The organism is Nocardia sp. NBC_00403, from assembly GCF_036046055.1.
Taxonomy (GTDB): Bacteria; Actinomycetota; Actinomycetes; order Mycobacteriales; family Mycobacteriaceae; genus Nocardia.
On the sequence record NZ_CP107939.1, the window covers coordinates 4,350,937 to 4,370,806 of the forward strand.

Below are 19,870 nucleotides of genomic sequence, written 5' to 3' on the forward strand. Positions count from 1 at the left end.
ACATCGTAGTCTTCGGTCGTCATGGAGCACGGCTTGTCAGGAGCATCCCGGTGGAACTGCGAGATATAGAGATCTTTCTGACGTTGGCCGAAGAGCTGCATTTCGGGAGAACCGCTTGGCGGCTACATATCTCGCAGGCCCGCGTCAGTCAGTCGATCAAGAGTCAGGAACGTCGGATCGGCGGCCGACTGGTCGACCGGTCCAACCCCCGCAACGTCCAGCTCACGCTGCTCGGCCGCCAACTGCTTGCCGAACTGCAGCCGGCCTATCACGGCGTCGTTCAGGCGATCGAACACGCCCGCCAGGCCGCCAGGGGTATTTCCGGTGTGCTCCGCGTTGCCATGATCGGCTACAACCCCTATGACTACCAGCCGTTCTGGGATGTTTTCCGCAGCAGGCACCCGTCTTGGGAGCTGCAGATCCGCAGCAGCGAGTTCAGCGATCAGTTCGGACCGCTGCATCGCGACGAAGCCGACATCATCATCGCGTGGTTGCCCGTCGAAGAACCGGGCGTGACCGTCGGGCCGATCATCTCTGTGGAGCCGATGGTGGCAGTGATGCCAGACCATCACGAACTCGCGGGTGAGAAATGGGTGTCACTGGAGGTTTTCGGCGACCGTGGCGTGCTCGAACCCAGCGCACCGCTGCCCGACTACTGGGAGGACGCCGTCAGCCCCTTCCAGACTCCTTCGGGCAGGCCCATCCACCGTGTCGCCCCGATCTCGACGCTCGAAGACATCCTGACCACCGCCAGCACCGGCGGTATCCTCACCAGCGGCATGAGCCACATCGCCCGCTATTACAACCGCCCTGGCATCACCTATCTACCCATCACCGATTCCGTCTCGGTGCGATGGGCGCCGGTCTGGCGCAGCGATAGGGAAACCGAGCAGGTCCGTGCCTTTGCCCGAGTCATCCGGGAGCTGGGACAGCTCGATCAGAGCTGAACAGTCAGTGGACGACGTGATCGGCCCACGCCGGAGGCAGCGACCGGCTCGACACGTCAGCGATTTCGCGTAACCGCTCCGGTGGAATTCCTAAGCGGCTCAGTTGGATCAGGCCCTGTGTCACCACCACGATATTGGCGCTGTGCGCCGAGAGCACGGCCTCGTCGATGGTGCCCCCGCCGAGGCGGGCAGCGTCGTGCAGCCGCTCGGCGACGCCCTGCTCCATGGCTGTGGTGGCCCGGGTGCTGATGGCGGCGACCTCCGGGATTCGGGTGGCGAGCTGCGCGATGCTGTTGATCATCAGGCAGCCGCGCCGATCCGGGTGTGCGGCGCAGTCGTCGATGATCGCTTGAAAAAGCGTCTGCACCGCGGCGCGTGCCGAGCCGGGCGCGGACCCGATGACCTCGCGAACGAATCGGGCGCGACGCTCGCAGTAGCGTTCGAACGCCGCGAGGAACAAGCCTCGTTTGTTGCCGTAGGCGGCGTAGATGCTGCCGTTCCCGACGCCGGTCGCGCGCGAGACGTCCTCCACCGAGGTTTCGTCGAATCCTTGCGACCAGAACAACTCCGTGGCGGCGTCGAGCAGGTTCGATTCATCGAACTGCCGCGGCCTGCCCATGCGCTCACCGTACCAATCGGGGTGCGAGGCGGCCCACATCACTTGTTCTGGAGGCGTCCCTCCATAATAATGGTTGACATGGCCCCTAATTTTGCAGAGCCGCCCCGTCGGCGCATCGGCATTCTGGTCTTCGATGGTGTCAAGATGCTCGACTTCGTCGGCCCGGCCGAGGTTTTCGTGGAGGCCAACCAGACGGTGCCCGGTTACGAGCTTGTCCTGATCTCGGCCGATGGCGAAAACGTGCAGACCTCGATCGGCGCGCGGATCGAGGTGAGCGGCGCGGCCGCCGACGCCGGTCGTTTCGACACCATCGTGATTCCCGGCAGCGAGCTGCCGCCGACGAAGTTCGTGACGCCCGAGGTGATTGCGGCGGCGCGGCACCTGTCCTGCAACACGCGGCGGCTGGCCTCGATCTGCAGTGGCGCTTTTGTCCTGGCCGACCTCGGCCTCTTCGATGGCAGACGCGCGACGACCCACTGGAAATTCGCCGCGGAACTCGCGCGGCGGTATCCCTCGGTGGTGGTGGAACCGGATGCGATCTTCGCGCGCGACGGCAACCTGTACAGCTCGGCCGGTGTCGCGGCGGGCGTCGACCTCGCGCTGGCACTCGTCGAAGAGGACTACGGCGCCGACATCGCCCGCCGGGTTGCCCAGTTGCTGGTGGTGTACATGCAGCGAGCCGGTGGGCAATCGCAATTCTCCGCCTCGCTGAGTGGGCCGGTGCCGCGCAGCCCCGTTGTCCGCAAGGCCGTCGATCTGATCTGCGCAGACCCCGCCTTCCCGCATACCGTCCAGACTTTGGCCGACCATGCCCGGGTCAGCGTCCGGCACCTGACGCGGCTGTTCCGGGCTGAACTCGAACGATCGCCCGCCGAGTACGTCGCTTTCATCCGATTCGGTGTCGCGAGGGATATGTTGCACGCCGGGCACACCGTCACTGAGGCCGCGATGGCCGCAGGCTACGGCAGTAGTGAAGCGTTGCGTCGCGCGTTCGTGGCCAGGCTCGGCATCTCGCCGCGCAAGTACCAGCAGCGTTTCCGTTCCACCGGCTCGGGCGCCGCTCTCGAATCGCTGGTTGCGGCCGCCGTGTCCTGATCGGGGGTTTTTGCGGCCCGTAGAGAGGGGCGCGGCCGGGAACGCTCAGCGGAAGCTAGTGCGGTACGACGCCATCCACATCGATCCGAGCGATCGAGAAAGGAACGCCATGTCCTTCGCGGCAACCATTGTTCTCGTGCACGGTGCTTTCGCCGATGCCTCCAGCTGGCATCCGGTCACCGCACGGCTGCTGGCCAAGGGGTACCGGGTCGTTGCTCCGCCGGTGTTCAACCGCAGCCTGTCGGCGGACGCTGCCTACATCAGGTCTTTCGTCGAGCAGATCGATGGTCCGGTGCTCCTGGCAGGGCACTCCTACGGCGGCGCGGTTATCACTGTCGCCGGGATGGCCGACAACGTCGTCGGTCTCGTCTTCGTCTCGGGCTATGCGCTGGAAGAGGGCGAAAGTTTGGGGCAGCTGCAAGGCGGGTTCCCGGACTCGGAGCTGGCCGCCAACCTCGTCTACACGTCCTATCCGACCGCCAACGGCGAGCCGGGAACCGACGTATCGGTCGACATCGAAGCCTTCCGCGACGTATTCGCTGCGGGCCTCGACACCGCGCGGGCGAAGGTGCTCGCAGTCTCCCAGCGGCCGTTGTCGGCAATCGCCTTCAATGAACCCGCGTCGGTGGCAGCATGGAAGACCAAGCCCAGCTGGGGAATCGTGTCGAGCGCTGACCGCACCATCAACCCAGACGTCGAACGGTTCGGATACCAGCGGGCCGGGCTGCGATCGGTCGTCGAGATCGACGCACCGCACCTCGTCATGCAAACCCACCCCGACGAGGTTGTCACCGTCCTCACCGACGCGCTCGCCGAACTCGCGTGATCTTTCGAAACCGGCAGTACCACCACACATTCAATTCCTACCGGAAGGAACGACGATGACCGCAAACCCCTTGGGAATCGCGCTCGAGCAGGCAGCGCAAGAGTTCGTCGACGCGACCTCCCAGCCTCCGTTCCTCTACCAGTTGCCCCCGGAAGAAGGCCGCAAGGCTGTGGATTCGGTGCAGGACTCGGCGATCGACAAGCCGGAGATCGACGAGGAGTGGATCACCATCGAGGGCGGCCCGACGGGCTCGGTGCGGGCCAGGATCGTCAAACCGCAGGGCGTCACCGAGACCCTGCCCGTGCTCATCTACACCCATGGCGCCGGTTGGGTGTTCGGTGACGCGCACACCCACGACCGCTTGGTTCGGGATCTCGCCGTCGGCGTACACGCGGCGGTGGTTTTCCCCGAATACGACCGCTCGCCGGAGGTGCGATACCCGGTGGCCAACGAGCAGTCCTACCGGGTCGCCCAGTGGGTCACCACCCACGGTGCCGAGAAGGCGCTCGACCCGTCCCGGATCGCGATCGCGGGTGATTCGGTCGGCGGCAATATGGCCATCGCGCTGACGCTGATGGCCAAGGAGCGTGGCGACGTCTCCTTCGCGCAGCAGGTGCTGTTCTATCCGGTCACCGATGCCAACTTCGACACCGGTTCCTACCAGCGGTTCGCCGAAGGGTACTTCCTCACCCGTGAGGGCATGCGGTGGTTCTGGGATCAATACACCACCAGCGAGGCAGACCGGGCGCAGATCACCGCGTCGCCATTGCGCGCGACTACCGAGCAACTGTCGGGCCTGCCACCCGCACTGGTCATCACCGCCGAAGCGGACGTGCTGCGTGACGAGGGCGAGGCATTCGCGGGCAAGCTGCGCGCCGCGGGTGTCCCGGTGATCCAGGCCCGCTACGGGGGCATCATCCACGACTTCGTGATGGTCAACTCGATGCACGATACGTCTGCCGCCAAAGCTGCTGTCGCCCAAGCTGTTGCGGTGCTGCGGGCCGCCTTGCATCCAGCGTGACCCGCGCGATGACCCACAACGATCGACTCGAAGGAAAACATTCGTGAGTACCGAACCCGCGGCCGCGTCCGCGACACCGACCATCGTGCTGGTGCACGGCGCGTTCGCCGACTCCTCCAGCTGGAACGGCGTCGTCGGAAAGCTGCGCGCACAGGGATATTCCGTCATTGCCGCGGCCAACCCGCTGCGCGGCCTCGACAGCGACGCCGCCTATATCGGCTCGGTCCTCGACGGCATCGAAGGGCCGTGTGTCCTGGTCGGCCATTCCTACGGCGGCAGCGTCATCACCGTTGCCGCCGCCGGGAAAGCGAGTGTGACAGCGCTCGTCTATATCGCCGCCTTCATCCCCGCGGAGGGCGAGAGCGCGCTGCAATTGACCGACAAATTCCCCGGCTCCACGCTCGCGCCGACCACCCGTCCGGCGCAGTACCCGCTGTCTGATGGGAGCCAGGGCACCGAACTCTATATCCGGCAGGAGGAATTCCCCGCACAGTTCGCCGCCGATGTCCCCGTCGCCACCGCCGAGTTGCTGGCCGCGACCCAGCGGCCCGTTGCTCTGGCCGCGCTACAGGAACCGGCGACCGCGGCAGCGTGGCGAACCATTTCCACGTTCGCCCTGCTCACCACCGAGGACAAGAACATCCCTGTGCAGGCGCAACGGTTTATGGCCGAGCGGGCTACCGCCCACACCGTCGAGGTCTCTGCCTCACATGCGGTCAGTGTCTCCCACCCGGGTGAGGTGAGTGATCTGATCGCGTTGGCGGCGAACAAGTAGACATACCTCCGTGGGTGCAAACCCCTTCCGGCTCAGGGCGGAAGGGGTTCTTGCGAGGCGCGTTCGCTGAATTGTCAAGATGGGGAATGGATCTCACCGGCGAGCTCTCGCGGTTGCCCGTGCTGGGAGGTCGCCGACGGGGTGTGTAAGGTGTCCGACGTGCCAAGGCTGCTTCTCACGCGAAATCGGGTTGTCGACCTGCTTCGCGTCGTGGCCTGTGCGTGTTGCCGGTGACGCTGCATATCTTCCACCGCACCACGATGCCAGGAGCGCACTGTGACGACGTCCCTTCCGGTGAACCTCAAGCACACCAAGGACATCCATCCCGATATTGATTTTCCACTACTCAGCGATCTCGTCCGTGCCGAACGACCACTGTGGACGCCGGACGAACTGCACGAGCTGACCAGCGCGGTGACACGCGAGCTGGCCGAACCGCTGCTCGGCATCGTGCGATTCGACTCTCGTCAGCGCTGGTGGACGCGGCTCGCGCTGACCATGGGCGTCGAACTGTGGCTGTTGTCCTGGACCACCGGACAGGGCACCGAACCACACGACCACGGCGGCGCATCCGGTTCCTTCACAGTATTGCGCGGCGAACTGCACGAGGAATTCGCGTTCCCGAACGACCGGGTGCGGACCGCCGAGCGGCGGGCGGGCGCCACTGTCGCGTTCGGGCCCAACAGGGCGCACCTGCTCCGCAACGTAGCGGGGGAGCAGACCGCGACGGTGCACGCGTATTCCCCACCCCTGCGGCCGATGCGTGAGTACCGCGCCCTGACGGATTTCGCGGGCGTATGAGCGCCGAGGAAATGCTCGCGCGAGCCCGTGAGCACCTGGTCCGTGTCGATCCGGAACAGGCCGAGGCGTTGCGAACGGCCGGAGCCTTCGTAGTGGACATCAGGCCGTTCGCGAATCGCTCCGCCGAGGGCGAGATCCCCGGCTCGGTGGTGGTCGAGCGGATCGTGCTCGAATGGCGTCTGGACCCACTCGGCGAGCACCGCTTGCCCGGCCTCACCGAGGATTCCGCCGTGGTGATCCTGTGCAACGAGGGTTACGCCTCGAGTCTGGCCGCCCGCGACGCACGCGAGTTGGGGTTGCGAAACGCTACGGACCTCATCGGTGGGTTCCGTGCGTGGAAAGCGGCCGGTTTGCCGGTGATTGCCGGAGGAACACCGGCTGTGCCATAGCGTCCAGAGCCAGGACTCGGTTGATGAGCCGCGTGTGATGGGTAGGCGGGTACGGTGCGATCGCTCGCGTTCGGTACCTCTCTTCATTGATCGGCAGGAGGCAGGGTGACCGCGAAGCGGGCGCCGCCTTCGGCGCTCGCACCCACCTGGATCTCGCCGCCGTGACGCTGGACGACGTCGCGGACGATGGCGAGACCGAGTCCCGCGCCGCCGTCGTCGCGGCTGCGAGCCTCGTCGAGCCGGACGAACCGTTGGAAGATCCGGTCCCGATCGGACTCCGGCACACCGCTGCCATCGTCGCTGACCGCCAAAACCACCGTCCCGTCGGTGCGTGTCAGCGAGACGCGCACTGCGGTGGTGGCGTGGCGCTGCGCGTTGTCGACCAGGTTGGCCAGCACGCGGCTGAGCTGAATCCGGCTGCCCCGCACGGCGACACAGTCGTCGGGTATGTGCACCTGGACCGGGTGGCGGTCGCCGTTGCGGTGGGCCAATTCATCGCGAGCCAGCGTGGCGAGGTCCACTTGGTCCCTGCGGGGTTGTTCGCCGGCGTCGAGGCGGGCCAGCAGCAGGAGATCGGCGGCGAGATGTTCCAGTCGCACGGAATCGGCGATCAGTCCATCCAATTCGAGTAGTTGCGGATGGGCCTGGGCGACCTCGAGTTGGGTGCGCAGGCTCGCGATGGGGCTGCGCAATTCGTGTGCGGCGTCGGCGATGAAGCGGCGCTGGCGTTGCGCGGATTCCTCCAAAGCGGTCAGTGTGGTGTTGGTTGTGGTTGCGAGCCGGGCGATTTCGTCGTGCGAGGCGGGCACCGGCACCCGGCGGGAGAGGTCGCCGCCCATGATTTCGGCGAGTTCGCTCCTGATCGCCTCCACCGGGCGCAGAGCACGTCTGGTGACCAGCCAGGTGACGCCCGCGACGAGGACGAGCAACGGAACCAGACCGATCGACATGGCACGGCTGACGCCGGCGACGGCGTTGTCGGCGATGGCGAGGGAAGCGCCGGCATAGATGGTGATGTGCTGTCCGCGCGGGATGTCGGCGTCGAGCGCGGCGACCCGGAAGTCGTGGCTTCCGGTGTCCTCGTGGGCCACCGGCAGTCGCATATCGCGGAATGCGATGGTGTCCGAGCCAGCTGCGGATACCGGCTCCGGCTCTTCGTCGTCCTCGTCGTCTTCGTCGTCTTCGGACTCCGATTCGGTGGTAGGGGAGAATTCGGCCATGGGCCCGTGGCCGAGTAGATCGTCATCGGCCGCCAAGACCCGCCCGTCGGCCGAAACCACCTGCACCGGTTGACTGTCCGCGTCGGGCAGCTCCAGATTCGCGAAGTCGGTCCCGGCGGCGAGCTGGGCGGCGACGTGTCGTGCGGTCGACTCCGCCTGCAGACCTGCGCTGTCGACCAGGTTGTGCCGCAGCACTGCAAGCACGGCCAGCCCGGCGGCCACCAGAGCGATCGCGACGACGGCGGTGGCCATCGCGGTGGTGCGGGCGCGGACCGAACTCCACCACCGTGATCGGTCAGCCACGATCGGCCACCAAGCGGTATCCGGCGCCACGCACGGTGGTGATCGATCGACGCCCGAACGGCGCGTCGATCTTTCGCCGCAGCGTGCTGATGTACACCTCGACAATGTTGGGGTCGCCGTCGTAGGCGAAATCCCAGACATGCTGGAGGATATCCGATTTCGACACTATCGCCCCGGCGTGCACGGCGAGGTACTCCAGGACCGCGAGCTCCTTCGCGGTCAATGTCACCTCCTGCGTCCCTCGTCGGCAGGTGTGGGTATTCGGATCGACTGTCAGGTCGCCGACGCTCAACACCGGTGCGCCGCCGCGGGTTCTGCGGCGCAGCAGGGCGCGAATACGAGCCAGCAGCACCACATAGGAGAACGGCTTGCTGAGATAGTCGTCGGCGCCGGTGTCCAGCCCTTCCGCTTCGTCGTATTCGCCATCCTTCGCGGTGAGCATCAGCACCGGTGTCTCGTCGCCTGTGGCGCGCAGTTCGGCACACACTCGGTAACCGTTCATGCCGGGCAGCATGATGTCCAGGAGGACCAGGTCGTAGTCGCCGGTCCTCGCGCGATGTAGGCCGTCGATTCCGTTATGGACGACATCCACCGCAAAACCTTCTGCCGCAAGCCCCTTGGCCAAGGTCTCGGCCAGGCGCTGCTCGTCTTCCACGATCAGCAAACGCATGCGCACAGCCTGGCAGACCGTTCCTGAAACGGATTTCAGGTGCCTTCAGGCTGCCTTCAGCCACACCCTGCGATTGTGCTCATCAGCTTCGAGACAACCACTCTCACAGGAGGTTTCATCATGGATCCCATTCTTCGCCGCGTTCTCGCAGGCCTGCGCTGGCTGCTCGTCGGCGCGGCGGTGGCGGCTCTCTTCGTCGGCGGCGCTGTGGCCATGGGTGCGAGCACCGATAGCCGGTGGCACGACAGGCACACTGTCGCTTGGTTCCCGCCGGACCACGACTGGGTGCTCACGGCGGCCCCGACGATCGACCGGCAGCAGGCCATCGACAAGGCGCTCGGGGTGGTGCCGGGCAGCACGGTGATCTCCGCAGAGCTCGACGCCGAGAAGGGCGCCACGGTCTGGGAGGTCGAACTCAGAGCGCCCGACGGCATCGAGTACGAGGTGACGGTCGACTCGAGCACCGGCGCTGTGCTCGGCAGGGCGCAACAGGATTGACACACCGGGCGTTCGGAGCCGGCGATTCGGCTCCGAACGACAGGTATTCGCACCATCCACACGACTGAGTTAGGTTCCGGGAATATGTTTCTGAGCAAAATTTCTACAGTATCGACACTGGCCATCGCGGTTGTCGGCATCACGGCGGGAACCGCGAGCGCGGCTCCGCAGACCACCGACAGCGGCGTAATCAATTACACGACCACGGCTTCCGAAGACAACGCGGTCATACAGATCGATTCGGGTTCGATGGCGGTCGAGAACGGAACATTCGAAGTCCGAGCAGTCGACGGAACCGTTCTCGCAGGCACTCCGCTGGAGTTCCGCGTCGACGATTTCGTGTTTCCCATTGCCGCCGTAATCGAGGGCCGGACGGCAACATTCACGCCGCAATTCGACATCGAGCATGCGAATTACCAGCCGGTTGCCCTCCCCTTCGAAGACCAGGCGCTGTGGCGAACGCCGTACGAACGTGAAGTCGCGGCCTTCACTCGGCTGAAGGACACCATTGCGACGGGTGCCGCCATCGGCACCGCGGTCGGCGGTGTCGGCGGCGGTATCGTCGGCTGTGTACTCGGTGGCATCGCCGGTGCGACCGTGGCCGCTGCCACCATCATCGGCATGTTCGGGCCGTTCATCCCCGCTGCCGCCGTCGGCTGTATCGGCGGCATCATTGCGGTGGGCGCACTCGGCACTCTCGCCGGTCAACTTCTCGTCACGGCCCCGATTGCCGTCGGTGCGATTGTCCAATACTTCACCACCATAAATTCTCCTTTCCAGGCGAATGACCCGACCAGAGAAAATAGGTGATCCAGCGCGTGTAACCGGGATTTCCGGCGCTATGACCAGGGTCGTGACGGTCTGGCGCCAGTGCCGAGACCGTGCGGTACGGGTCTCGGCACCGGCAGCGTGTCCTGGTAGGTGAGACTGGCCGTGACACCGTCGCCGCCATCGCGTGAAGCTTGGAGTGGCTGAGCAACCTGCCGATCGTCGGTGGGGTGCTCTCGGATGTAGTGCCGCGGACGTCCCGTCGGTTCGGCTTGCCCCTTCGGCTGGGCAGTCGACCGCCCAGCCACGTCACCCAGGCGCCGCAGGTTCGCGTTCATCGGGTTGGTCAGCCTGCATACACCCCAATAGCGGTACGGCGTCATGCCAATGTCCACGAAGGGTGGGCGGAATTGCTGCCATGAACTCAGTCTGCCCCGACAGACATGCTCCCTGCCCAGGCCGCAATCGAAGGATCAGAGATGAGAGGAAGGCGATGCGATGAAGGACTTCAGGCAGCTCGGGGCCCATGGTGTGGGCCGCACCGTTCGTCCGCCCCTTCAGCAGGCTCGGCCAGACGGTCTGCCTGCGCGCATCCGACCTTCGATCACTCGGAGAGCACCATGAAGAAGCAACCCGTCGAATGCCGCCTCCGGATCGGATCCGGAGCGCTGGCCCTCGCGTTCCGAGCGACCGTGGAGCAGGCTCGCAATTTCACTGCGGCACTGGCGAAATGGTCACCCGCACTGCAGGTGACCATCGATAGCGACATTTCCGCCGTGCTGCCTGAGCTCCCCTGCTCGCGGCTGTGGGATTGAGTCAGCGACTCGACATGACCGCAACCGCTTGCTCGCGGTGGACGAGTCCGCCCTGCACCGCGACCCTCAGGGCATCACGGCAGCGAGTCCGGCCGCAACTGAGCGAGTTCTCGCTCGATACACAGTGCTGCCGTGTAATGGCCGTCGGAACGTAGATCGGCAATCCGTTGCTGAATGGCCGCGATTCCGCATTCCATGGCGACATCGACCAGACTGACTTTGCCCTGTGTGTTCCGGCCAGGCCGACCTCTGGTCGTTGCGCTCTTTGCGCCGATGCGATCTACCGCAATGCCACACGGGCGAACGGGCCTTGTTTGCACCGGTTGTTCGGTCATCTGAGGTACTTCCTGAATGATCAATAGTGCGGGTGGATAGTTGCCACACGGCCTGCGAGCTGCGTCGGTCGACATGATGAGTTTGGCCGAACAGTCGACGTTGCGCATCGGTAGCTCGCCGTATGTGCTCCCTCTGTGTTACGTAGGTAGTCGATGGCAAGACCCACGGGCGGCCACGCTAAGAGGCCCGAGTGGAATACCCTGCCCGCCGGGTCGCCGAGCCGCAGGTCACAGTTCGCATTGACGGTTCTTGTGGCCGACGACGTGGCTGCGGCCGAACGATGAGGGCTCCCGGATCGGTCGGTATACGTACGTACCTCGCCGGAGTGCGATGCCGTCATTCTCGCGGCGGCGGGCTGCAGGAATACCACTATCACCGCACTGCGAGGCGGAGCCGTCAAACGGTTGGCACACAATTGTCGTCGATTATTCAACGTGTTATTCGACCGGCCCCGGAATCGTCAGCACCGCGGTGGAAACCAGCTCTTCGGTGCGGGAGGTGTCCTTGAGGTCCACGCCGGATCTGCCCAGCTTCCGTGCGCCGGAGATCAAGCTGGACACCACCTTTGCCGCCTGGTGGTAGCCGAGGCCTTCGGGCGGATGAATATTGGAGATGCAGTTGCGGTCGGCGTCGGTCCGGCCGGGCTTCGGCAGGTGGGTGAGGTAGATGCCGAGGCTGTCGGCCACCGAGAGGCCCGGGCGTTCGCCGATGAGCACGACCAGGGTGCGCACGCCCATCGCGGTGGCGATGTGATCGCCGAGGGCGACGCGGGCTTGGGTGGCAATGACCGGAGGCGCGATCGAATAGCTGCCGGCGAGTTCTTCCGCGAGGGCGGCAAGTAGCGGTGCGCCGTGGTCCATGAGTGCGCGTGGGGACAGTCCGTCGCCGAGGACGAAGCCGAGGTCGGCACCGGTGTGGGGGACATCGGTCAGGTCGGCGGGGAGTCGGCCGAGGTCGGGGCGGCGCAGGTATTCGGGTCGGGAGGTGGCGCGGCTGCCGACGGTCACGGGGGTGCCGAGGCCGACGGCTTCGACCCGAGTTGCCAAGGCGGACACGTCGAGTGGCAGGTGTACCGCGTCGCGGGCCGCGGCATGGGCCGAGCGGAATTCGAGCACACTCGCGGTCGGCAGCGCATCGCCGACCCGGCCCAAACCGATCCTGGACTGGGTGCTCGGGCGCAGCGTGTCCCAGAAGTCTTGTGGCGCTTGGTGTCTGCGCTCGATGCTCATAGCGCTCCGGTCAATTCGCGCAGCGGGGAGGAGGCGATTTCCACCGGAAGTATCCGGCCCGCCGCATCGGCCATGCCGAGTCCTTGCAGCCACGTCTCGAATTCCGGCGCGGCCCGCAGGCCTAGTACCCGCCGCGCGTACAGGGCGTCGTGGAAGCTGAGGCTCTGGTAGCCGAGCATCACGTCGTCGGCGCCGGGCACCGCGATGACGAACGCCGCTCCGGCCGCACCCAGGAGGGTGAGCAGGGTGTCCATGTCGTCCTGGTCGGCTTCGGCGTGGTTGGTGTAGCAGACGTCGACGCCCATGGGCAGGCCGAGGAGCTTGCCGCAGAAATGGTCTTCGAGACCGGCCCGGATGATCTGTTTGCCGTCGTAGAGATATTCGGGGCCGATGAAGCCGACGACCGTATTCACCAAGAGCGGCTGCAGGTCTCTTGCCACCGCGTAGGCGCGGGCCTCCAGGGTCTGCTGGTCGACGGGTTTGCCGCCGGTGCCCAGGTGCGCACCCGCCGACAGCGCCGATCCCTGACCGGTTTCCAGGTACATCACGTTGTCGCCGACGGTGCCGCGATGCAGCGATCGCCCCGCTTCGTTGCCTTCGCGCAGCAGCGAGATGTTCACCCCGAAGCCGGTATTCGCACCTTCGGTGCCCGCGATGGATTGGAAGACCAGATCCACTGGAACGCCCTGCTCGATCAGCTCGATCGTGGTGGTCACATGCGAGAGCACACACGACTGGGTCGGAATGGCGAAGCGCTGCCGGATCTCGTCGAGCAGGTGCAGCAGATCCGCGGTGGCGTGCGGCGAATCGGTTGCCGGATTGATGCCGATCACGGCGTCGCCGCAGCCGAGCAGTAGGCCATCGAGGGTTGCGGCGGCGATACCGCGCGGGTCGTCGGTCGGATGGTTGGGCTGCAAGCGGGTGCTCAGTCGTCCGGGCAGCCCGATCGTCGTGCGGAAGCCCGCCGTCACTTCGGCGGCACGGGCGACCGCGATGAGATCCTGATTGCGCATGATCTTGCTGACCGCGGCCACCATTTCCGGTGTCAGCCCCGGGGACACCGCACGCAGCCTCGTGGCGGCGTCATCGCGGGCCGATGTCTCCATCAGCCAGTCCCGCAGGCCGCCGACGGTCAGATGCGAGATCGCTTGGAAGGCAACGCGATCGTGCGAGTCGATGATCAGCCGGGTGACCTCGTCGTCTTCGTAGGGCACCAAGAGTTCGCGGAGGAACGATTCGAGCGGCACCTCCGCCAGCGCCCACTGCGCGGCCGCCCGCTCGGCGTCGGATGCCGCCGCGCAGCCGGCCAATTCGTCGCCGCCACGCCGCGGCGTCGCCTTGGCCATCAATTCGACAAGGCCGTCGAAGGTGTAGTTGGCGCCGCCGATCTGCTGGTGATAGATCGTCATTCGAGCTCCTCCTCCGCCTTGGCCAGGGCGGCGAACTCCTCGTCGGGCGAGTTGGCGACCAGGTGATGGCGACTGTAGAGGCCGAAGTAGGCCATGAACCCGGCGAAGGCGAGCAGGGTCCAGGTCGCTGCCGTACGGTCGACGAGGAAGGTGGCGATGACGGCGGCGCAGGCGATCACGAGGGCGAAGGCCGTGGTGAGAATGCCGCCCGGGGTGCGGTAGGGCCGCGGCATGTTCGGCTCGCGGACGCGCAGCACGATATGGCTGATCATCATGAGCACGTAGCTCACCGCCGCGCCGAAGACGGCCATGTTCAGCAGCATCGCGCCCTCACCGGTCAGCGAGAGTGCGAATCCGATGATGCCGGGCACGATCAGCGCGAGCATCGGCGCTTTGCGCGCGTTGGTGACCGACAGGCTCGTCGGCAGGTATCCGGCCCGCGAGAGCGCGAAGGTCTGGCGCGAGTAGGCGTAGACGATCGAGAAGAAGCTTGCGACCAACCCGGCCAGACCGATGTAGTTGACGAGCTTGGCGGCGCCGGAATCGCCGAGCGCCTCGACCAGCGGGTTGCCCGAGGTCGAAATCGCCTCGGCGCCGAGCGCGCCGGTGGCGAGGAAGAGCACGGCCGCGCCGGTGACGATCAGCACCAGCATGCTGATGATGATGCCCTTGGGCACGTTCTTCTCCGGCTCCCGCGCTTCTTCGGCGGCCAGCGGCACACCCTCGACGGCCAGGAAGAACCAGATCGCGAAGGGGACCGCGGCCCAGATCCCGAAGTATCCGAACGGCAGGAACGACGAACTGCCCACCGCCGCGGGATCGGCCGGGATGTCGGTCAGCTTTCCCGCGTCGAACAATCCCCAGGCCGACACCGCGAAGACAGCCAAACCGACCAACGCGATCGCGGTGATGACGAACATCGCCTTGAGCGCCTCACCGGCACCGGTGAGATGAATGCCGATGAACAACGCGTACACCGCCAGATAGACCCACCAGCCGTCGGTGATGCCGAACAGGTTCAGCGATTCGACATAGGCGCCGATGAACGTCGCGATGGCGGCGGGCGCGATGGCGTACTCGATGAGAACGGCTGCGCCGGTGGCGAAGCCGCCCCATGGCCCGAGCGCGCGCCGGGCGAAGGTGTAGCCGCCACCCGCGGCGGGCAACGCCGAGGACATCTCGGCCATGCCGAGCACCATGGCCAGGTACATGCCTGCGATTACCACGGTGGCGATGAGCAGTCCGCCGAAACCGCCTTGCGCCAGGCCGTTGTTCCAGCCGGCGTAGTCGCCGGAGATCACGTAGCTGATGCCGAGACCGGCGAGGAGTAACCAGCCCGCGGACCCCGACTTCAGGGTTCGCTTCGCGAGGTAGGCACTGTCCTCGGTGTGGAAGTCCTCGTGGGTGGGCTTATTGGTGGGGATCGCCATTGCGACCTCCTTCTTGCTGGATGAATCACAGGGTGTTCTGGGATGTTCCGCGGCCGGGAACAGGGCAGGCATCGGCCGCTTCGGCGACGACCTGGGGTTGGGTTGGTGGTGCGGGACGCTCGCCGCGCTCCCAGCCCGCGCCGGTCACGGTGTCGACCGTGGCCAGCGCGAGCAGTTCGGCTTGCTCGAAAACTCTTCCGCGACTGAGGAATCGGAACCCTTCCGGCGATTCCAGGCTGAATCCGGAACCACGTCCCGGCACGACGTCGAGGACGAGCTGGGTGTGCTGCCAGGCGGCGAACTGCGGGCCCGAGATCCACACCGGCGCGATATCGTCCGGTTCGGGCGCAGTGCCGGGCAGTTCGTCCACCAGCAACCGTAGATCCAGCAGTCCGAGCAGCACATCGCGGTCGCCGACCACGAATTCACCTGCGGGATAGCACATCGGAGCCGAGCCGTCACAGCAGCCGCCGGACTGGTGCAGCATCAGCGGCCCGTGCAGACCGCGGAGGCGACGGAGCAGATCCATCGCCGCCGCGGTGGCACGCACCCGCCGGGGGATTGCCGCAGCGGCATCGACCATCAGAAGAAGCCTTGCGCCTTCGACGCGTAGCCGACCAAGAGGTTCTTCGTCTGCTGGTAGTGGTCGAGCATCATGTGGTGGTTCTCGCGGCCGATCCCGGACTGCTTGTAGCCGCCGAACGCCGCGTGCGCGGGGTACTGATGGTAGGTATTGGTCCACACCCGCCCGGCCTGGATGTCGCGGCCGGCCCGGTAGGCCACCGCGCCGTCGCGCGACCACACACCCGCGCCGAGTCCATAGAGGGTGTCGTTGGCGATCTTGATGGCGTCGTCGTAGTCGGCGAACGAGGTGACCGAGACGACGGGGCCGAAGATTTCTTCCTGGAAGATCCGCATCGCATTGTGTCCCGCGAAGACCGTTGGCTGCACGTAGTAGCCGCCGGACAGGTCGCCGCCGAGGTCGGCGCGCTCGCCACCGGTGAGCAGTGTGGCGCCCTCACCCTTGCCGATCTCGATGTAGGACAGGATCTTTTCGAGCTGATCGTTGCTGGCCTGCGCGCCGATCATGGTCTCGGTGTCGAGTGGATCGCCCTGCCGCACAGCCTTGGTGCGCACCACGGCCGAGGCCAGGAATTCGTCGTAGATATCGGCCTGGATAAGTGCGCGCGACGGGCAGGTGCAGACCTCGCCCTGATTGAGCGCGAACATGGTGAAGCCTTCCAGGGCCTTGTCCTGGTAGTCGTCATTCGCGGCGAGCACATCGGAGAAGAAGATGTTCGGGCTCTTGCCGCCGAGCTCCAGAGTGACCGGAATCAGATTCTGGGAGGCGTACTGCATGATCAGGCGGCCGGTGGTGGTCTCGCCGGTGAATGCGATCTTCTTGATCCGCGGGCTCGATGCGAGTGGTTTGCCCGCCTCGACGCCGAAGCCGTTGACGATATTGAGGACGCCGGGCGGCAGCAGATCGCCGATGAGGCTGATCAGGAACAGGATTGAGGCCGGGGTCTGCTCGGCGGGCTTGAGGACAACGGCATTACCCGCGGCGAGGGCGGGTGCGAGCTTCCAGGTGGCCATCAGAATCGGGAAGTTCCACGGAATGATCTGGCCGACCACGCCGAGCGGCTCGTGGAAGTGGTAGGCGACCGTGTCGACATCGATCTCCGACAGCGAGCCCTCCTGGGCGCGGATGGCGCCGGCGAAGTAGCGGAAGTGGTCGATCGCGAGCGGGATGTCGGCGGCCAGGGTTTCGCGGATCGGCTTGCCGTTGTCCCAGGTCTCCGCGAGGGCGATCGCCTCGAGGTGCTGTTCCATCCGGTCGGCGATCTTGTTGAGGATGATCGCGCGTTCGGCAACCGAGGTCTTGCCCCAGGCCGGCGCGGCGGCGTGGGCGGCATCGAGGGCGAGTTCGATGTCCTCGGCGGTGCCGCGGGCGACCTCGCAGAACGGCTGACCCGTGACCGGTGTCGGATTCTCGAAGTATTGCCCCTTGACGGGCGCTACCCATTCGCCGCCGATCCAGTTGTCGTAGCGGGCCTGGAACGACATGGCGGCGTCGGGCGTTCCTGGGCGGGCGAAGACGGTCATCGAATGCTCCTCGGTCTGGTGACATTTCCTGCGGCAGGTGTGACCCGGAACACTACGAGCGTCCATGTTGCACGACAGTTGCAAAAAACTGGTCAAATGCCCAATTTGTGGTCGAGCAGCGTCAGCTGGGATTTGACCTGGGCATACATCGAGGACTGGTGGTCGAGGGAAGCGAGGTAGGCGGTCCACGCTGCAACGTCGTCGCGCCCGTCGACCGAACTGGTCCACCGGCCGAGCAGCCTGCGATCACCCGCCGTCAGCAGGGCGGCACGCAGTCGGCCACGCAACTCGGCGCGCAGCTCGGTGATGCCGGGCGCCAGCGAGCGGGGCAGGATCGGGCCCGGATAGGCGCGCAACGCCGCCGTCGTATCGCCGCGCGCGAGTGCCCGTCGGACCTCGTCGACATCGGTGTCGAGCTCCATCAGTAGCCGATACGGTCGCGAGCCGAGACCGTTGGCGCCCAACAGCTTGCGCACTCGGGACAGTTCCGCCCGCACCGTCACCGGATCCAGCTCCGATTCGTCGAGCAGCATCGCGAGGTGGTCGGCGCTCAGTCCCTCCGGGTGGTCGGCCAGCAGCAACAGGATCTCGGCATGTCGTTGCGACATACGGATGCGCTCACCGTCACGGGTCAGCGACGGACGGTCCGAGCCGAGCACCCGCAGTCGCGGCGTCGCCGCATCGAGCGGCTTGGGCGAGTTGAGCAGGTGCAGCCGCAGCTCGGATTCAGCGGCCAGCACAGTTGCCCTGATCAGCGACAATGCCTCCACCGCGGCGACGCGCGGGCCGCCGGTGATGTCGATGGCTCCGATGATCTGGCCGGTGAGCGGATCGTGCACGGGGGCGGCCGAGCAGCTCCACTCGTGCGCGACGCGGCTGAAGTGCTCGGCCCCGAAGATCTGCACATGGTGATCGAGGGCGAGTGCGGTACCGGGGGCATTGGTGCCGACCCTGTCCTCGCTCCAGTCCGCGCCCTCCACGAAGTTCATCGCAAGGGCCCGGTCCTTGACCCTCGAATCGCCCTCGACCCAGAGCAATCGGCCCTCGGCGTCACTGATCGCCACGAGCAGTCCGGCCTCGGCGGCGTCTTCGACCAGCAGTTTTCGCACCACCGGCCGGATGAGCGCCGTCGGATGCGCGGCCCGATACCGCTGCAGTTCCAGACCGTCGAGATCCACCGCATCGCCGAAGCCGTCCGGGTTCACACCGTTGTTGCGGCTGCGCCGCCAGGAATCGAGAACCACCGGACGCACCGAGCCGCCATCGGGGCGCGGCGTCGGCGGACGGTCGACGCCTTCGAGGAAGGAGCGGTGCGCGGACGACACTCGTTGCGCCAACTGCGTGAGGTCGTCATCCGGTCTGACGGCGACCCAGGGGTTGCCGCGCGCTGCTGTGTTCAATCGGTTTCCTTCGTGTTTGCTCGCAACCACTGTAACGCTGGTCACATATCGTTTATTCAGGGGTGACGGAGTTGGGGCGGACCGATGCACGACCTATACGCAAGCCGCTTGTGAATCGCGGTGGCGGCGCCGCCGAAGGTCGGCGGCCGCTAGGGTCGGAAGGCGTGCTGCAACCGGACTACCCGATAGTGACCGAGCGACTCCTACTTCGACCGGCAACCGTCGCGGACATCGACGACATGCATGCGTATAAGTCTCGGCCCGAAGTCTGTCGGTATTTGCCGTACGAACCGATGTCTCGCGCCGAGGTGGCCGAGCGGGTCTCGGGGGTATGGGCCAGAACTGAGCTCACCGAAGTCGGTCAGGCGCTCAATCTGTGCGTCGAGGAGGCGGCGTCCGGTCGGCTGCTCGGCGATGTCGTCTTGTTCTGGCGTGATGCCGAGAACCGCACCGGTGAGATCGGATTCGTGTTTTCGCCGGGTGCGGCAGGGCGCGGTTATGCCACCGAGGCGGCGAGCGTGCTCTTGCGATTGGGGTTCGAAGGGCTGTCGCTGCACCGTATTACCGCAAGGCTGGATGCGCGCAATCATGCCTCCGCCCGTGTTCTGGAGCGGATCGGAATGCGTCGCGAAGCTTTGCATGCGCAAGACCTGTGGTCCAAGAACGAGTGGAGCGATACCGCGGTCTACGCGATGCTGAACCATGAATGGGAGCAGACACCTCGGCTCCAAGGATCCTGACCGCTCCCATCCTGCCACCGGCACGTGGCTCTGCCTGCCGCGCGCGGTCGGCGGGTGTCTATAGCAGTTCGGCGTACATGGCGCCGTCGAGGACGCCGAACTCGATCTGGCGGGGGAACATCGTCGGATGACGAGTGGCCAAGTGGGCGTGGGTGGTTGCGATGACGGTAATCGCCCAGTCGTGCAGTTGTTCGGGCAGCTGTAGCAGGGTGCTGTCGGTGCAGCGAATGTAAGGGCGGGTCGGTTCGCCCGTTGCGGCCATGGGGTTGCCGAGGCCGACGTCGGCGACGTCCACGATGAGTCCCGTGTGGCGTGGGGACGCGACTGTCGGCGGTTGCAGTTCGATCTCGTCCATGGCGCATGAGGATAGCCAGAAGTGAACTCGAGTCAGCTCGAATCGGCGGAGGTTCGTCGATATCGTGATAAATCGTTTCGGCAAGTGGTGTGCGGCCCAATAGCCAAGCAGCGTAGCG

General features: G+C 65.8%; 21 protein-coding genes. 11 read left to right on the forward strand and 10 right to left on the reverse strand.

Features of this window, described 5'->3' with window-relative positions; genetic code table 11:
* Positions 1-50 precede the first annotated feature (50 nt).
* Positions 51-947 (forward strand): LysR family transcriptional regulator, encoded by an 897-nt coding sequence (locus tag OHQ90_RS19265; RefSeq protein ID WP_328412402.1) that lies wholly within the window; start codon positions 51-53, stop codon positions 945-947.
* Positions 948-951: 4 nt separating this feature from the next.
* Here OHQ90_RS19265 and OHQ90_RS19270 read toward each other — a convergent pair whose 3' ends face one another.
* Complete coding sequence (locus OHQ90_RS19270) at positions 952-1,566, reverse strand: TetR/AcrR family transcriptional regulator (RefSeq protein ID WP_328412404.1); 615 nt, start codon at positions 1,564-1,566, stop codon at positions 952-954.
* A gap of 78 nt (positions 1,567-1,644) precedes the next feature.
* Between OHQ90_RS19270 and OHQ90_RS19275 the strand changes: the two genes are divergently transcribed.
* The 6 genes from OHQ90_RS19275 (at position 1,645) to OHQ90_RS19300 (ending at position 6,473) form a co-directional block, all read left to right on the forward strand.
* Complete coding sequence (locus tag OHQ90_RS19275; RefSeq protein WP_328412944.1) at positions 1,645-2,661, forward strand: GlxA family transcriptional regulator; 1,017 nt, start codon at positions 1,645-1,647, stop codon at positions 2,659-2,661.
* Between the two features lie 109 nt (positions 2,662-2,770).
* On the forward strand, positions 2,771-3,487 hold the full coding sequence (locus tag OHQ90_RS19280; protein WP_328412406.1) for an alpha/beta fold hydrolase: 717 nt from the start codon (positions 2,771-2,773) through the stop codon (positions 3,485-3,487).
* Positions 3,488-3,542: 55 nt separating this feature from the next.
* On the forward strand, positions 3,543-4,508 hold the full coding sequence (locus OHQ90_RS19285) for an alpha/beta hydrolase (protein ID WP_328412409.1): 966 nt from the start codon (positions 3,543-3,545) through the stop codon (positions 4,506-4,508).
* A 43-nt stretch (positions 4,509-4,551) separates the two neighbouring features.
* Positions 4,552-5,283, forward strand: a complete 732-nt coding sequence (locus tag OHQ90_RS19290) for an alpha/beta fold hydrolase (RefSeq protein WP_328412411.1) — start codon at positions 4,552-4,554, stop codon at positions 5,281-5,283.
* A gap of 276 nt (positions 5,284-5,559) precedes the next feature.
* Positions 5,560-6,084: a cysteine dioxygenase gene (locus OHQ90_RS19295; protein WP_328412413.1), complete on the forward strand. Its 525-nt coding sequence runs from the start codon at positions 5,560-5,562 to the stop codon at positions 6,082-6,084.
* Entirely contained in the window at positions 6,081-6,473 is a 393-nt protein-coding gene (locus OHQ90_RS19300; RefSeq protein WP_328412415.1) for a rhodanese-like domain-containing protein, read from the forward strand. Before OHQ90_RS19295 ends, OHQ90_RS19300 begins: the two co-directional genes overlap by 4 nt.
* An 83-nt stretch (positions 6,474-6,556) precedes the next feature.
* Here the strand turns inward: OHQ90_RS19300 and OHQ90_RS19305 are convergent, their stop codons facing one another.
* On the reverse strand, positions 6,557-7,996 hold the full coding sequence (locus OHQ90_RS19305) for a sensor histidine kinase (protein WP_328412417.1): 1,440 nt from the start codon (positions 7,994-7,996) through the stop codon (positions 6,557-6,559).
* The gene (locus OHQ90_RS19310) at positions 7,989-8,666 is read right to left on the reverse strand and encodes a response regulator transcription factor (protein WP_328412419.1); all 678 of its coding nucleotides are present in this window, start codon (positions 8,664-8,666) and stop codon (positions 7,989-7,991) included. The genes OHQ90_RS19305 and OHQ90_RS19310 overlap by 8 nt, the downstream gene beginning before the upstream one ends.
* Positions 8,667-8,786: 120 nt before the next feature.
* Between OHQ90_RS19310 and OHQ90_RS19315 the strand changes: the two genes are divergently transcribed.
* From OHQ90_RS19315 to OHQ90_RS19325, 3 genes are all read left to right on the forward strand, one after another.
* Positions 8,787-9,164: a PepSY domain-containing protein gene (locus tag OHQ90_RS19315; RefSeq protein ID WP_328412421.1), complete on the forward strand. Its 378-nt coding sequence runs from the start codon at positions 8,787-8,789 to the stop codon at positions 9,162-9,164.
* A gap of 84 nt (positions 9,165-9,248) precedes the next feature.
* Positions 9,249-9,974, forward strand: a complete 726-nt coding sequence (locus OHQ90_RS19320) for a hypothetical protein (RefSeq protein WP_328412423.1) — start codon at positions 9,249-9,251, stop codon at positions 9,972-9,974.
* Positions 9,975-10,552: 578 nt separating this feature from the next.
* On the forward strand, positions 10,553-10,747 hold the full coding sequence (locus OHQ90_RS19325) for a hypothetical protein (protein WP_328412425.1): 195 nt from the start codon (positions 10,553-10,555) through the stop codon (positions 10,745-10,747).
* 773 nt (positions 10,748-11,520) lie between these two features.
* Here the strand turns inward: OHQ90_RS19325 and eutC are convergent.
* From eutC to OHQ90_RS19355, 6 genes are all read right to left on the reverse strand, one after another.
* Complete coding sequence (eutC, locus tag OHQ90_RS19330; RefSeq protein ID WP_328412426.1) at positions 11,521-12,312, reverse strand: ethanolamine ammonia-lyase subunit EutC; 792 nt, start codon at positions 12,310-12,312, stop codon at positions 11,521-11,523.
* Positions 12,309-13,721, reverse strand: coding sequence for an ethanolamine ammonia-lyase subunit EutB (locus OHQ90_RS19335; RefSeq protein WP_328399388.1), 1,413 nt, complete (start codon positions 13,719-13,721; stop codon positions 12,309-12,311). Before OHQ90_RS19335 ends, eutC begins: the two co-directional genes overlap by 4 nt.
* On the reverse strand, positions 13,718-15,151 hold the full coding sequence (gene eat, locus OHQ90_RS19340; RefSeq protein WP_328399390.1) for an ethanolamine permease: 1,434 nt from the start codon (positions 15,149-15,151) through the stop codon (positions 13,718-13,720). Before eat ends, OHQ90_RS19335 begins: the two co-directional genes overlap by 4 nt.
* Before the next feature lie 25 nt (positions 15,152-15,176).
* Entirely contained in the window at positions 15,177-15,734 is a 558-nt protein-coding gene (locus OHQ90_RS19345; RefSeq protein ID WP_328399392.1) for a DUF779 domain-containing protein, read from the reverse strand.
* A complete protein-coding gene (gene adh, locus OHQ90_RS19350; protein ID WP_328399394.1) occupies positions 15,734-17,257 on the reverse strand; it encodes an aldehyde dehydrogenase in 1,524 nt (507 codons plus the stop codon). The genes OHQ90_RS19345 and adh overlap by 1 nt, the downstream gene beginning before the upstream one ends.
* Before the next feature lie 92 nt (positions 17,258-17,349).
* Positions 17,350-18,657 (reverse strand): transcriptional regulator, encoded by a 1,308-nt coding sequence (locus OHQ90_RS19355; RefSeq protein WP_328399396.1) that lies wholly within the window; start codon positions 18,655-18,657, stop codon positions 17,350-17,352.
* A 164-nt stretch (positions 18,658-18,821) separates the two neighbouring features.
* Here OHQ90_RS19355 and OHQ90_RS19360 point away from each other — a divergent pair, with 164 nt between their 5' ends.
* The gene (locus tag OHQ90_RS19360; RefSeq protein ID WP_328399398.1) at positions 18,822-19,397 is read left to right on the forward strand and encodes a GNAT family N-acetyltransferase; all 576 of its coding nucleotides are present in this window, start codon (positions 18,822-18,824) and stop codon (positions 19,395-19,397) included.
* 58 nt (positions 19,398-19,455) lie between these two features.
* On the opposite strand, the gene OHQ90_RS19365 is transcribed toward OHQ90_RS19360, so the two are convergent.
* Entirely contained in the window at positions 19,456-19,752 is a 297-nt protein-coding gene (locus tag OHQ90_RS19365; protein WP_328399400.1) for a hypothetical protein, read from the reverse strand.
* Positions 19,753-19,870 lie beyond the last annotated feature (118 nt).

Coding starts and splice junctions, on each gene's coding strand:
- OHQ90_RS19280 (WP_328412406.1), top strand. CDS start 2,771: ATGTCCTTCGCGGCAACCATTGTTCTCGTGCACGGTGCTTTCGCCGAT.
- OHQ90_RS19310 (WP_328412419.1), bottom strand. CDS start 8,666: ATGCGTTTGCTGATCGTGGAAGACGAGCAGCGCCTGGCCGAGACCTTG.
- OHQ90_RS19345 (WP_328399392.1), bottom strand. CDS start 15,734: ATGGTCGATGCCGCTGCGGCAATCCCCCGGCGGGTGCGTGCCACCGCG.
- eutC (WP_328412426.1), bottom strand. CDS start 12,312: ATGAGCATCGAGCGCAGACACCAAGCGCCACAAGACTTCTGGGACACG.
- OHQ90_RS19335 (WP_328399388.1), bottom strand. CDS start 13,721: ATGACGATCTATCACCAGCAGATCGGCGGCGCCAACTACACCTTCGAC.
- OHQ90_RS19325 (WP_328412425.1), top strand. CDS start 10,553: ATGAAGAAGCAACCCGTCGAATGCCGCCTCCGGATCGGATCCGGAGCG.
- OHQ90_RS19275 (WP_328412944.1), top strand. CDS start 1,645: ATGGCCCCTAATTTTGCAGAGCCGCCCCGTCGGCGCATCGGCATTCTG.
- eat (WP_328399390.1), bottom strand. CDS start 15,151: ATGGCGATCCCCACCAATAAGCCCACCCACGAGGACTTCCACACCGAG.
- OHQ90_RS19300 (WP_328412415.1), top strand. CDS start 6,081: ATGAGCGCCGAGGAAATGCTCGCGCGAGCCCGTGAGCACCTGGTCCGT.
- OHQ90_RS19270 (WP_328412404.1), bottom strand. CDS start 1,566: ATGGGCAGGCCGCGGCAGTTCGATGAATCGAACCTGCTCGACGCCGCC.
- adh (WP_328399394.1), bottom strand. CDS start 17,257: ATGACCGTCTTCGCCCGCCCAGGAACGCCCGACGCCGCCATGTCGTTC.
- OHQ90_RS19285 (WP_328412409.1), top strand. CDS start 3,543: ATGACCGCAAACCCCTTGGGAATCGCGCTCGAGCAGGCAGCGCAAGAG.
- OHQ90_RS19365 (WP_328399400.1), bottom strand. CDS start 19,752: ATGGACGAGATCGAACTGCAACCGCCGACAGTCGCGTCCCCACGCCAC.
- OHQ90_RS19315 (WP_328412421.1), top strand. CDS start 8,787: ATGGATCCCATTCTTCGCCGCGTTCTCGCAGGCCTGCGCTGGCTGCTC.
- OHQ90_RS19320 (WP_328412423.1), top strand. CDS start 9,249: ATGTTTCTGAGCAAAATTTCTACAGTATCGACACTGGCCATCGCGGTT.